The sequence below is a fragment of the Streptomyces sp. NPDC107517 genome (assembly GCF_055582645.1).
Window position 1 is genome coordinate 230835 of sequence record NZ_JBVJPM010000002.1, and the last position, 11583, is coordinate 242417.

Annotated in this window: 11 protein-coding genes; 5 read left to right on the forward strand and 6 right to left on the reverse strand. The window is 72.3% G+C overall.

What is annotated here, in order from left to right:
• Positions 1-14 precede the first annotated feature (14 nt).
• Entirely contained in the window at positions 15-1454 is a 1440-nt protein-coding gene (locus tag ACZ67T_RS04780; RefSeq protein WP_469981563.1) for an MFS transporter, read from the forward strand.
• A 15-nt stretch (positions 1455-1469) separates the two neighbouring features.
• On the opposite strand, the gene ACZ67T_RS04785 is transcribed toward ACZ67T_RS04780, so the two are convergent.
• Genes ACZ67T_RS04785 through ACZ67T_RS04800 form a run of 4 tightly spaced genes read right to left on the reverse strand, consistent with a single transcriptional unit; the run spans position 1470 to position 5136 of the window.
• Positions 1470-2102 carry a response regulator gene (locus ACZ67T_RS04785; protein WP_469982252.1) on the reverse strand — a complete coding sequence of 211 codons (633 nt, stop codon included), beginning with the start codon at positions 2100-2102 and terminating at the stop codon, positions 1470-1472.
• 38 nt (positions 2103-2140) lie between these two features.
• Positions 2141-3421: a sensor histidine kinase gene (locus ACZ67T_RS04790; protein ID WP_469981564.1), complete on the reverse strand. Its 1281-nt coding sequence runs from the start codon at positions 3419-3421 to the stop codon at positions 2141-2143.
• An 18-nt stretch (positions 3422-3439) separates the two neighbouring features.
• A complete protein-coding gene (locus ACZ67T_RS04795) occupies positions 3440-4156 on the reverse strand; it encodes an ABC transporter permease (RefSeq protein WP_469981565.1) in 717 nt (238 codons plus the stop codon).
• On the reverse strand, positions 4153-5136 hold the full coding sequence (locus ACZ67T_RS04800) for an ABC transporter ATP-binding protein (protein ID WP_469981566.1): 984 nt from the start codon (positions 5134-5136) through the stop codon (positions 4153-4155). The genes ACZ67T_RS04795 and ACZ67T_RS04800 overlap by 4 nt, the downstream gene beginning before the upstream one ends.
• 296 nt (positions 5137-5432) lie before the next feature.
• Here ACZ67T_RS04800 and ACZ67T_RS04805 point away from each other — a divergent pair, with 296 nt between their 5' ends.
• From ACZ67T_RS04805 to ACZ67T_RS04815, 3 genes are read left to right on the forward strand one after another with little or no spacing between them, the layout of a single operon-like run.
• Positions 5433-6287: a MaoC/PaaZ C-terminal domain-containing protein gene (locus ACZ67T_RS04805; protein WP_469981567.1), complete on the forward strand. Its 855-nt coding sequence runs from the start codon at positions 5433-5435 to the stop codon at positions 6285-6287.
• A gap of 36 nt (positions 6288-6323) precedes the next feature.
• Complete coding sequence (locus ACZ67T_RS04810; protein ID WP_469981568.1) at positions 6324-7400, forward strand: Zn-dependent alcohol dehydrogenase; 1077 nt, start codon at positions 6324-6326, stop codon at positions 7398-7400.
• Between the two features lie 19 nt (positions 7401-7419).
• A complete protein-coding gene (locus ACZ67T_RS04815; RefSeq protein WP_469981569.1) occupies positions 7420-8370 on the forward strand; it encodes a 3-oxoacyl-ACP reductase in 951 nt (316 codons plus the stop codon).
• A gap of 56 nt (positions 8371-8426) precedes the next feature.
• Here ACZ67T_RS04815 and ACZ67T_RS04820 read toward each other — a convergent pair whose 3' ends face one another.
• Both ACZ67T_RS04820 and ACZ67T_RS04825 read right to left on the reverse strand, forming a co-directional pair.
• Positions 8427-8585 (reverse strand): hypothetical protein, encoded by a 159-nt coding sequence (locus ACZ67T_RS04820; RefSeq protein ID WP_356272891.1) that lies wholly within the window; start codon positions 8583-8585, stop codon positions 8427-8429.
• A gap of 46 nt (positions 8586-8631) precedes the next feature.
• Positions 8632-9927 carry a hypothetical protein gene (locus ACZ67T_RS04825; RefSeq protein WP_469982253.1) on the reverse strand — a complete coding sequence of 432 codons (1296 nt, stop codon included), beginning with the start codon at positions 9925-9927 and terminating at the stop codon, positions 8632-8634.
• A gap of 543 nt (positions 9928-10470) precedes the next feature.
• Here ACZ67T_RS04825 and ACZ67T_RS04830 point away from each other — a divergent pair.
• Complete coding sequence (locus ACZ67T_RS04830) at positions 10471-11532, forward strand: ABC transporter substrate-binding protein (RefSeq protein WP_469981570.1); 1062 nt, start codon at positions 10471-10473, stop codon at positions 11530-11532.
• Positions 11533-11583: the final 51 nt, after the last annotated feature.

Here is an 11583-nt window from a genome sequence, read left to right on the forward strand (position 1 = left end):
AGCGGGCTGAGACCATGACACTCATGCTTGAAGCCCCTGCCGACATCGCGATATCCCGCGAGGCCGCGCCGCCCACCTGGCTCATTGTGGCGGCCGCCTGCGCCGGACAGTTCCTCGTCGTCCTCGACGTCTCCGTCGTCAACGTCGCCCTGCCGTCCATGCGCGCGGACCTGGGGCTCAGCGCCACCGGGCTGCAATGGGTGGTCAACGCCTACTCGATCGCGTTCGCCGGGTTCCTGCTGCTCGGCGGGCGGGCCGGCGACCTGTTCGGGCGCAAGCGGATGTTCCTCGTGGGGCTCGGGCTCTTCACGCTCGCCTCTCTCGTGGGCGGCCTCGCCCAGGAGGGCTGGCAGCTCCTCGCCGCCCGCGCCGTCCAGGGACTCGGCGCCGCGGTCCTCGCGCCGTCCACGCTCACCATCCTGACGTCCGCCGTCCCCGAGGGCGCCGCCCGCGCCCGGGCCATCGCGACCTGGACCGCCGTCGGCGCGGGCGGCGGCGCGGCCGGCGGCCTCGTCGGCGGCGTGCTCACCGAGGGCCTCGACTGGCGCTGGGTGCTGCTGATCAACGTCCCCCTGGGCGCCCTGGTGTTCATGGCCGCCGCCCGCTGGATCCAGGAGTCGAAGGCCGGCGGCGAGCGGCGCCTCGACCTGCCGGGCGCCGTCCTCGTCACGGCGGGCACCGCGACCCTCGCGTACGGGGTCGTGCAGACCGAGGCCGAGGGCTGGAGCTCCGCCGCGACCCTGGTGCCGCTCGGCGTCGCCCTCGCGCTGATCGTGACGTTCCTCGCCGTCGAGGCACGCACGCGGCTCCCGCTGATGCCGCTCGGCCTGTTCCGGGTCCGCGCGGTCGCGGCGGCCAACGCGGCGATGTTCGTGTGCGGGATGGGCAGCTTCGCGATGTGGTTCTTCATGACCCTGTACGCGCAGAACGTCCTCGGCTACACCCCGATCGAGGCCGGCCTCGCCCTCGTGCCCAGCTCGCTCGCCGTCGTCGCCGGATCCAAGATCGCCCCGCGCCTGATGCGCCGCGCCGGCGCGCGGGCCGTCGCCGTGTCCGGCGTCCTCATCACGGCCGCCGGGTTCACCTGGCAGTCGACGATGGGGCCGCACGGCGGTTACGTCACCGGGATCATGCTGCCGGGCATGGTGATGATGGCGGGCGCCGGACTCGCGATGACCCCCCTGGCCTCGCTCGCCACCTCGGGCGCCGCGCCCGGGGACGCCGGTCTGGTGTCCGGACTCGTCAACACCTCGCGGACGCTGGGCGGTTCGCTCGGCCTCGCGATCCTGTCCACCGTGGCGGCCGACCGCTCCGCCGGGGGAACCGGGCCCGAGGACCTCACCGACGGGTACGCGGCCGCGTTCCGGTGGGGTGCGGGAATCCTGCTGGTCGCGGTGGTGCTGCTGGTGACGTGGATGCCGCGCGCGAAGGAGGCCCGGCAGCCCGCGAGTTGAGAGGGCCACAGGCCGTCACAGCCACCCCTGCTGACGCGCCTCCCGCAACGCCTCCATGCGGTTACGGGTGCCTGTCTTGCCGATGGCCGAGGACAGATAGTTGCGCACGGTCGACTCCGACAGATGCAGCCTGCCCGCGATGTCGGAGACCGTCGCACCGTCCACCGACGCCTTCAGGACATCGCACTCGCGGGCCGTCAGCGGGTTTGGGCCCGCGCTCAGCGCCGCCGCCGCGAGCGCCGGGTCGATGACCGTCTCGCCGCGCAGGACCCGCCGGACGGCCTCCGCGAGATCCTCCACCGGCCCGTCCTTGACCAGGAATCCGGCCGCGCCCGCCTCCATCGCCCGGCGCAGATAGCCCGGCCTGCCGAACGTCGTCAGGATCAGGACCCGGCAGTCCGGGCACTCCTCGCGCAGGTCGGCCGCCGCGTCCAGACCGCTGCGGCCCGGCAGTTCGATGTCGAGCAGCGCCACATCGGGCCGCGTCTCCAGCGCCCTGTCGACGATCGCGTCACCCGTCGCCACCTGCGCGACGACCTCGATGTCCTCCTCCAGGCCGAGCAGCAGCGCGAGAGCGCCCCGCATCATGCCCTGGTCCTCGGCGAGGAGTACTCGTACGGACTTCGCGGGCCGGTGATCCCGGGGCATCTCGTTCACGGGCCCAGGGTAGAGCGCCCCGCACGCCGTCACCCGGCGCGTTCCGGCTCCAGCATCGCGTCCGCCTCCGCGCCGCCCGGCAGGACGGGGAGTTCCGCCGCGACCGTGAAGCCGCGCGCGGCCGGGCCCGCCTCCAGCGAGCCGCCCGCAGCGCCGAGCCGCTCGGCCAGGCCCCGCAGGCCAGTGCCGCCGATGCCGGGCTCCGGCGGCTCGGCGGCGGCGCCGCGCCCGTTGTCGTGGACCCTGAGCCGCACACGCTCCGGGGTGCCGTCGACGGAGATCTCGCAGCGCGCCGCCCCGCTGTGGCGCACCGCGTTCGTGACGGCCTCCCGCACCACCCAGCCGAGCAGCGCCTCCGTCTGCGCGGCGAGCGGTGGGCCCGACTGGCGCACGACGGGCTCGATCCCGGCCGCCGTGAGCGCCGAGCGGGCCCGGTCGAGCTCGGTGGTGAGACTGCCCTCGCGGTAGCCGGTGACGGCCTCACGGATCTCGGTCAGCGCCTGCCGGCCGACGGACTCGATGTCGGACACCTGCGTGAGCGCGGCGTCGAGGTCGCGGTGGGCGAGCCGGCGGGCCGCCTCCGACTTCACGACGATCACGGACAGCGTGTGCCCGAGCAGGTCGTGCAGATCGCGGGAGAACCGCAGCCGCTCCCGCTCCACCGCGCGGTGCGCCAACTCCTCGCGGGCGGCGCGCAGTTCACGTACGGCCTCGGCCAGGGAGAGGATCGCGGCGGTCACCATCGTGGACAGGAACGTGCCGTACGCGATGTTGAGCGCGTCCCAGCCCTCCTTGATTCCGCCGATGGTCCCGGCGAGCGCGCTCAGGCCGAGGGCGACCTGGCCGAGGCGGCGGCCCCGCACGACGGCGCCCGTCGCCAGACCGAGCAGCGGGAAGAACATCAGCCAGCTGCCGCCGTAGGTGATCGCGAGCCCGCAGGTGAGCAGGCCCATCGCGATCAGCGCCAGGAGCGTGTAGCGGGCCTCGCGCCGCCTCTTGTCGAATGCCTGGAACACGACCGAGATGTACAGGCTGTTGAAGACGAACAGGCCGATGCCGCCGATCCAGGGGTTGGCCGTCTTGCCCTGGAGGAGGTTCGAGAAGGCGCCGAGCCCCATCAGGAGCCAGGGCAGCAGCGCGAATCCGTTCGGCGGCGGACCCATGGGCCCGCCCTGAGGCGCCCCGCCGTTCTTCGCGTCCCTGTCCCGGGCCCGCCACTCCGCCTTCCAGACGTCCCGGTCCGCCTTCCACTCCCGGCGGGCGTCCCGCAGCTCGAACATCCGGCAGGTGACTCGGTGCTTCCAGGCCATGGATCCCCAGCTCCCCGTTCAGACGGTCCGCGCGGCCCTGCGGTACGACACCACAGCGTACGAACCGAAGGCCAGCAGCCAGGCGACGAGGACCGCGACAGCGGCGGCCGACGGCGCGTGACCGTCGGCGACGGCCGTGCCGAGCTGCGCGAACCGGTTCGTCGGCGTGTACGACGACACGGACCGCAGCCACCCGGGGAAGAGCGCGACCGGGAACCACAGGCCGCCGAGTACGGAGAGCCCCAGGTTGCACACCATGTTCGCGACACCCGTGGTCTGCGCGGTCAGCCGGTAGCCGTTGCCGAGCCCGAGCAGGGTGAAGGGGATCGAGCCGAGCCACAGCAGCAGCGCGATGACCGCCCACTGCCACACGTCCAGCCGCACCCCGTTGACCAGGCCGCCCGCGAGGAGCACCGCCGCGATCGACGGCAGCACCGTCACCGACCCCGTCAGGGCACGGCCCGCCACCACCTGGCGCGGCGTCATCGGGGTGACCCGCAGCTGCCGCAGCCACCCGATCGTCTTGTCCTCGGCGACCCCGCCGCCGGTGTTGAGGGCCGAGCCCACCGCGCCGTAGGCGGCCATGCCGACCATGGAGACCGTCCTCCACTCGGGGTCGTTCTCGCCGAGGTTGGTGAACAGCAGGTACATCAGCACCGGCATCCCGACGCCGAAGATCACGAACATGGTGTCGCGCAGGGTCCTGCGCACTTCGAGCCTGATGTAGTCGATCACCGAACCGTCTCCAGATCCGTGTCGGAACCACTGCCGGGACGGTGGTCCGAACCGCTGTCGGCAGCGCTGCCCGAGCGGCCGACCGAACCGCTCGTCAGCGCCATGAACGCGTCGTCGAGCGAGGCCGGGGCGACCTCGAGACCCCGGATCGCGTTCATTCCGGCCAGCGCGATCACCGTCGCGTCCGAGTCGTCCGTACGCAGCCTGGCCCGGTCCCCCCGGACCTCCACGGCCGTCACGCCCGGCAGCAGCGACAGGCCCTTTGTGCCGCGCCCGGCCAGGTCGAACGAGACGAGGCTGCCGCCCGCGGCCCGCTTCAGCTCCTCGCCGCTGCCGACCGCGACGACCTTGCCGTGGTCGATGACCACGATGCGGTCGGCGTGCGCGTCGGCCTCCTCCAGGTAGTGCGTGGAGAAGAGCACCGTGTGGCCACGCCGCGCGTAGGCCCGCATCGACTCCCAGAACGCGTGCCGTGCCTCCACGTCGAGGGCGGCCGTCGGTTCGTCGAGCACGAGCAGGGCCGGGTTTCCGGCCAGGGCCACGGCGAACCGCACCCGCTGGGTCTGGCCGCCGGACAGCTTGTCGACGCGCCGCTGCGCGAGCTCCTCGATGCCGGCCAGCGCGAGCGCGTCGGCGACGGGCATCGGCGCCGGGTAGCGGCCCGCCACGAAGGAGACCAGCTCACGGACCGTGACCCGGGGGACCGCGCGGCCCTCCTGGAGCATCGCGCCGACCTGCCCCGCGCGCACCGCCTCCTCCGGCGTGGTGCCGAAGAGCGAGACCGTGCCCTCGTCCGGGGTGTCGAGGCCCAGCAGGAGGGCGATCGTGGAGGACTTGCCCGCGCCGTTGCGGCCGAGCAGGGCGACGGTCTCGCCGCGCCGGATCTCCAGATCGACCCCGTCGACGGCGCGCACCGCGCCGAATGTCTTGACCGCCCCCGCGAAGGACACGGCCACCGGTGTCCCGTCTGTCGTCGTCATGGCAAGGACGCTACGGGCCGGGGGCCTTGCGCGGCAGATGCCGGTTGTACGGAGCCGGGCAGTACAAATGTCACGGCCGTCCGGCCCGGCCGCCCGCCGACCGGATCTGACATGGCGTCAGGAGTCTTCCCAACTGTCGTGGTCTTGGCTATACATGGGATCGCCGGACTGGAACGCGTTCTAGAACGGGCGCGTGGCGTTCCACCAGAGTTCCTCCGGCCCAGCAACGACCTCGGTGCGACCGACGGTGCGGACGGCCGCACCGAGGTCTTCCCCGCACAAGGAGTCTCTGTCTGATGCCGATCGACGCCGCCAAGGCCGTAGCCGCCGAACCCCGGTCCGGCGAGATCACCTGGGACCACAAGGACATCCAGCTCTACCACCTCGGCCTCGGCGCGGGCACCCCCGCCACCGACCCCGACGAGCTGCGCTACACCCTCGAGTCCCGGCTGCACGTCCTGCCCAGCTTCGCCACCGTCGCAGGCGCCGGAATGGGCGTCGTCGGCGGCCTCTCGGCGCCCGGCATCGAGGTCAACCTCGCCCACGTCCTGCACGGCGGCCAGAGCGTCGAACTGCACCGCCCCATCCCCGTGAAGGGCGGCGCGACCTCCACCTCACGCGTCGCCGCCGTCTACGACAAGGGCAAGGCCGCCATCCTCGTCCTGCGCACCGAGGTCGCCGACGCGGACGGTCCCCTGTGGACCAGCGACGCGCAGATCTTCGTCCGCGGCGAGGGCGGCTTCGGCGGCGACCGCGGACCCTCCGCCCGCGTCGAGGCACCCACCGGCGAACCCGACCGCACCGTCGACCGCCCCGTCCGCGAGGACCAGGCGCTCCTGTACCGGCTCTCCGGGGACTGGAACCCCCTGCACGCCGACCCGGAGTTCGCCAAGCTCGCCGGCTTCGACCGGCCCATCCTGCACGGCCTGTGCTCGTACGGCATGACGCTCAAGGCCGTCGTCGACACGCTCCTCGACGGCGATGTGTCCCGCGTGCGGTCCTACGCGACGCGGTTCACCGGGGTCGTCTTCCCGGGCGAGACGCTGCGGATGAGGATGTGGCGCTCCGAGGGCCGGATCCAGGTCACGGTCACCGCCGTCGAACGGGACGAGGCGCCCGTACTCGCCGACACCATCGTCGAACACGCCTGACCCCATCGGGACCCTTCGGGAGAGGAGCCGCACGCCATGCGCGCAGCCGTACTGCACGAGATAGGCCAGGACAAACTCGAGGTACTCGACGACGTCGAGGCGGTGGGCTTCGGCCCCGGCAAGGTGAAGATCAGGGTCAGGGCCACCGGCCTGTGCCACTCCGACGTGTCCGCGATGAACGGCGTGCTGCCGCAGCCCGCCCCCTTCATCCCCGGCCACGAGGGCGCGGGCGAGATCCTCGACGTCGGCGACGGAGTCACGAACGTCAAGCCCGGCGACCGCGTCCTGGTGTGCTGGCTCCCGGCCTGCGGCGCCTGTCCGGCGTGCAAGCGCGGCCAGACCCAGCTCTGCCTCGCCGGGTTCATGAACGCGGGCACCCCCAACTTCAAGCGCCCCGGCGGAGACGTCTTCGGCTTCGCGGGCACCGGCACCTTCACCGAGGAGGTCGTCGTCGACGCGGGCTGCGCCGTGCCCATCCCCGACGACGTGCCCTTCGACATCGCGGCCCTCATCGGCTGCGGCGTCACCACCGGGCTCGGCGCCGCCATCAACACCGCGGACGTGGCCGCCGGTTCGTCCGTCGCCGTCATCGGCTGCGGCGGCGTCGGCATCTCCGCGATCCAGGGCGCCCGGCTCAAGGGCGCCGCGCAGATCATCGCCGTGGACCCCGTCGAGTCGCGCCGCGAGGCCGCCCTCAAGTTCGGCGCCACCGAGGCCGTCGCGCCCGACGCCCTCGGCGACGCCAAGCAGCGCATCACCGCGGGCGAGGGCTTCGACTACGTCTTCGAGGTCGTCGGCAAGTCCGCCACGGCCCGCACCGCCTACGAGACGACGCGGCGCGGCGGCACCCTGTGCATCGTCGGCGCGGGCGCCCTCGACGACTTCCTCCAGCTCAACATGTTCGAGCTGTTCTTCGACGAGAAGAAGATCCTGCCGTCCATGTACGGCGGCGGCGACGTCCTGACCTCGTACGAGCGGGCCATCGCCCTGTGGCGGGCCGGCCGCATCGACCTGGAGAGCCTCATCACGCACCGCGTGCAGCTCGCCGAGATCAACGAAGCCCTCGACCAGATGCGGACGGGCACCGCGCTGCGCACCTGCATCGAAATCTGAGAGAGGACCCCGATCCCCGATGGCATCAGAGTCACTGCCGCTTCAGGGCCTGTCCGCGATCGTCACCGGCGCGGGCCGCGGCCTCGGCCGGGCGGAGGCGCTCGAACTGGCCAGGCTCGGCGCGAGCGTCGTCGTGAACGACTTCGGACAGCCGGGCCGCGACGGCTCCGGCAGCGCCGACGCCACCCCGGCCGAGGAGGTCGCCGCCGAGATCAGGGCCGCGGGCGGGCAGGCCGTCGCCCACCTCGGCGACGTCGCCGACCACGAACAGGCCCGCGCACTCGTCCAGTTGGCCGTCGACACGTACGGAAAACTCGACATCCTCGTCAACAACGCGGGCATCCTGCGCGACCGCATGATCTTCTCGATGAGCGAGGACGAGTGGGACTCGGTCATCCGCGTCCACCTCAAGGGCCACTTCAACACGAGCCACTTCGCGTCCGTCCACTGGCGCGCACGCTCCAAGGCGGCGGGCGCGCCGGTCTACGGCCGCATCGTCAACACCTCGTCCGAGGCGTTCCTCGCCGGCTCGGCCGGACAGCCCAACTACGCGGCGGCCAAGGGCGGCATCGTCGGCCTGACGACCTCCTCGGCCCTCGCCCTCGGCAAGTACGGCGTCACCGCCAACGTCATCTGCCCCCGCGCCCGCACCCGTATGACCGAGGACGTCTTCGCCGGCTTCGCGGAGCCCGGCGCCGGCGAACTCGACCCGCTGGCCCCCGAACACGTGGCTCCGCTCGTCGGCTACCTCGCGTCCCCGGCCGCCGGGAACGTCAACGGCCAGCTGCTCGTCGTGCACGGCGGCATGGTCGCCGTCGTCGAACGCCCCAAGGTCTCCGCCAAGTTCGACACCGAGAAGGACGCGTTCAGTTACGAGGAGCTGGACGCGCTGCTCACCCCGCACTACGCGGACCGGCCGCCGAACGAGACATTCGCCGCGGCCGAGGTGCTCGGCCTCAAACACGCCTGACCCCATGGCGGAGGGGCCCGGAACCATACGGTTCCGGGCCCCTCCGTCACGCCGTTTCAGCCCTGTTCGGACTGCACCTTGCGGTGCCGGCCGTGCGGCGCCGCGTTCTCGTCCCGCGAGGACACGCCACCACGGTGCCGGCCGGGACCGGCGGACCTGTCCGCCGCCTCCCTGGACTCCGCCGTGGTCATCTCCGCGTTCATCGTCTCGGCCATCGAACAACTCACCCCGTAACAAGATCCTTCAAACAGCCGGGCGAGTCTAACCGGCGGGTGCCGTCCTTGTCCCGGCGGCCGGCGCGCGTCGCATGAGACCGGCTAGAGGAGCCTCCTGCAGCGGGACCGGACGGGCCGCCGCGGGCGGCTCGGGCACCGTCCGCGGAACCTGTTCCCCCCCTTCCTCCACGGGTTCCGGCACCGACGTGCGCGCGATCCCGCAGGGCACCGACGCGGTGGCGTAAGGGAGTTGCAGCTCGCCTTCACGTGTCCAGGAGCCCGAGCCCGCCAGCCAGCCCTGTGGCGCCGGGAGTTGATGCATCTGGCGCTCGGCGGGCCGCCACAGACCCAGCCAGGTGCCCGCGGCGCCGTCGATCCGCAGCGCCACCGCACAGCTCTCCGGCATCAGTGTCTGACCCGGCTGGATCGCGAAGGGCGTCACCGCGCAGTCGGTCAGACGCAGGCACTCCGGGAAGCGAACCGGCAGCGTCGAGCCCAGCACGCCCCAGCCCAGGCGTTCTCGGCCCGGCGACGGCGCGTCCGAACGGATCAGGAGCAGCCCGCTGTCCGGATCGGCCAGCACCAGGCGGTCCGCGCTGGACTCCGCGATCTGGAGCAGCGGCGTGACCTCGCCGCCCCGCCCCAGGTCCACCGCGACCGTCTTGACGGGACCCCCGTCGAGGGACCGGTCGAGGGCCAGCATCCGGCCCGAGCGGTCCAGCCACACCCCGCCCGAACAGTGCCCCGGGATCTCGGCCACGAACTCGGGCCCGAACGCCCCGCCCGCGACCATCCACACGGCCGTCGACCGTTCGCCGACGGCGATGGCGTACGCGCATCTGCCGCCCGGCGCCGGCGGAAGCAGCGTCAACTCCCCACCGCTCACGGCACCGAGAGGCACCTCGCCCGTTCTCGGCCCCGTCGGATACAGCAGGGAGAAGGAGTGCCGGCCGTCCACCACACGCCGGATGAGCACGCGTCCGTCGCCCATCGGCGCGACCTCGGTCCCGGGCTCCTCCGGCTGATTCGCCGGCAACGGCACCGCGTACGGCTCGGGCCCGTCCAGCGTCCACCGCTCGGGAAACCAGGACGTACCGTCACACGCGAGCCGCGCGGCGTAGGCCCCGTCGGCGGTGATGACACAGGCGGGACGGGGGACGGGGGGAGCGAGGCCGGGGGCGCGCCCGGGTCGCGGGGAGCTGTCCGGGGCTTGGGCGTTCGCCGGTTCCGGGCGGGGGGTCGAGGGTTGCGCGGTCGCCGGTCCTGGGAGATGGGTCGAGGCTTGCGCGGTCGCCGGTCCTGCGCCGGGGTCCGGGGCCCGCCCGTACTCCGCTCCTGGGATGCCGTCCTGTCGGGGACCGGCGTTTTGGGCTTGCCCGTATTCCGGGGCGGGCTGGTTCTGGGGCGGGTCTCCGTACTCCGGGGCGGGCTCGCTCTCTGACGCACGCTCATAGTCCGGGACGGGGCCGCTCTCCGGCGCACGCTCGTACTCCGAGGCGCGCTCACGCTCCGGTGCCTGCCCGGGCTCCCGGTCCGGGGCCGCGCCCGGCTCGGGGTCCGGGTCCTGTCCGTTCTCCGGCTCGTGTCCGCTGTCCGGGGCCGGTCCGCGCGCCGGGCCCGGTCCGCTCTCCGGCTCCGTCGTGGGCTCGATCGCCAAGGCCGTCATGGGGATCACTCACCTCCGGTTCGTCCGAGCCGAAGCTAGTTTTCGCACGCGCTGCCGTGGCACTCGCGGCTCAGGCTTCACACCAAAGGGTGGCCATGTCCGTATCTGCCTGAAAAGGGTGGGTCGGATGTGCTGGCACACCCGGAAGTGTCTGATGTTAGGTTTGCCTAACCATATTTAGGCGGCCTGACGCCACGAAAGTTCGGAGCTGGAACACCCATGGTCCTGCGATCACGCCCTCGCACCCGCGGCACCGCCGCCGTAGCCCTCGCCGTGGCCGCCGCCCTGTCGCTCGCGGCCTGCGGGTCGGGCAACTCGGACTCCGGCTCCTCCGCCGGCTCCGGCAAGTCCGACAACGGCAGCGGCTCCAAGGCCGTCGCCCAGGGCGGCGAGGACTTCGCCAAGGCGGCCTCGCGGACCGCGAAGATGGGCACGACCGCCAAGGCCGGACAGTTCCCGCGCACCATCGAGCACGCCATGGGCAAGACCGAGCTCAAGGCGCGGCCCGAGCGGGTCGTCGTCCTCGACGTCGGCGAGCTCGACAACGTCGCGTCGCTCGGCGTCAAGCCCGTCGGCTACGCCCCCACCGAGGGCGACGACGGCGTCCCCTCCTACCTGAAGAAGGCGGCGGGCACCCCCAAGGACGTCGGCACGATCAACTCCCTCAACCTGGAGGCGATCGCCAATCTCCACCCCGACCTGATCCTCGGCAGCGAGCTGCGCGCCGCCAAGCTCTATCCGCAGCTCTCCAAGATCGCCCCGACGGTCTTCTCCATCCGCCCCGGCTTCACGTGGAAGGAGAACTACCTCCTCAACGCGTCGGCCCTCGACAAGACCGCCGAGGCCAAGGCGAACCTCGCCGCGTACGAGAAGAAGGCACAGAAGCTCGGCGAGGACATCGGCGAGAAGAAGCCCACCGTCACGATGCTGCGCTACATGCCCGGCATGATCCGCCTCTACGCGAAGGCGTCCTTCATCGGCACGATCCTCGACGACGCCGGCATCCCGCGCCCCAAGAACCAGCAGGTCGTGGACCTCGCCACCGAGATCAGCCCGGAGAAGATCGACCAGGCCGACGCCGACTGGATCTTCACCGGTGTCTACGGCGACGCGAAGAAGACCGACCGCGCCACCGCCGAGGGCAACCCGCTGTGGAAGAAGCTCGGCGCCGTGAAGAGCGGACAGGCCAAGGACGTCCCGGACGAGACCTGGTACCTGGGGCTCGGCGTCACGGCCGCGAACCAGGTCCTCGGCGACCTGCGCGGTTACCTCGTCAAGTAGTCCGCGGTTCACCACGCCAAGTAGCCGACTGTCCGTGGCCGGTAGCGGTAC

Bases quoted from the DNA above. Each gene is read 5' to 3' on its own strand.
- ACZ67T_RS04800 (WP_469981566.1), bottom strand. From the start codon at position 5,136: ATGACGACGACAGACGGGACACCGGTGGCCGTGTCCTTCGCGGGGGCG.
- ACZ67T_RS04805 (WP_469981567.1), top strand. From the start codon at position 5,433: ATGCCGATCGACGCCGCCAAGGCCGTAGCCGCCGAACCCCGGTCCGGC.
- ACZ67T_RS04810 (WP_469981568.1), top strand. From the start codon at position 6,324: ATGCGCGCAGCCGTACTGCACGAGATAGGCCAGGACAAACTCGAGGTA.
- ACZ67T_RS04820 (WP_356272891.1), bottom strand. From the start codon at position 8,585: ATGGCCGAGACGATGAACGCGGAGATGACCACGGCGGAGTCCAGGGAG.
- ACZ67T_RS04830 (WP_469981570.1), top strand. From the start codon at position 10,471: ATGGTCCTGCGATCACGCCCTCGCACCCGCGGCACCGCCGCCGTAGCC.
- ACZ67T_RS04785 (WP_469982252.1), bottom strand. From the start codon at position 2,102: ATGCCCCGGGATCACCGGCCCGCGAAGTCCGTACGAGTACTCCTCGCC.
- ACZ67T_RS04780 (WP_469981563.1), top strand. From the start codon at position 15: ATGACACTCATGCTTGAAGCCCCTGCCGACATCGCGATATCCCGCGAG.
- ACZ67T_RS04815 (WP_469981569.1), top strand. From the start codon at position 7,420: ATGGCATCAGAGTCACTGCCGCTTCAGGGCCTGTCCGCGATCGTCACC.
- ACZ67T_RS04790 (WP_469981564.1), bottom strand. From the start codon at position 3,421: ATGGCCTGGAAGCACCGAGTCACCTGCCGGATGTTCGAGCTGCGGGAC.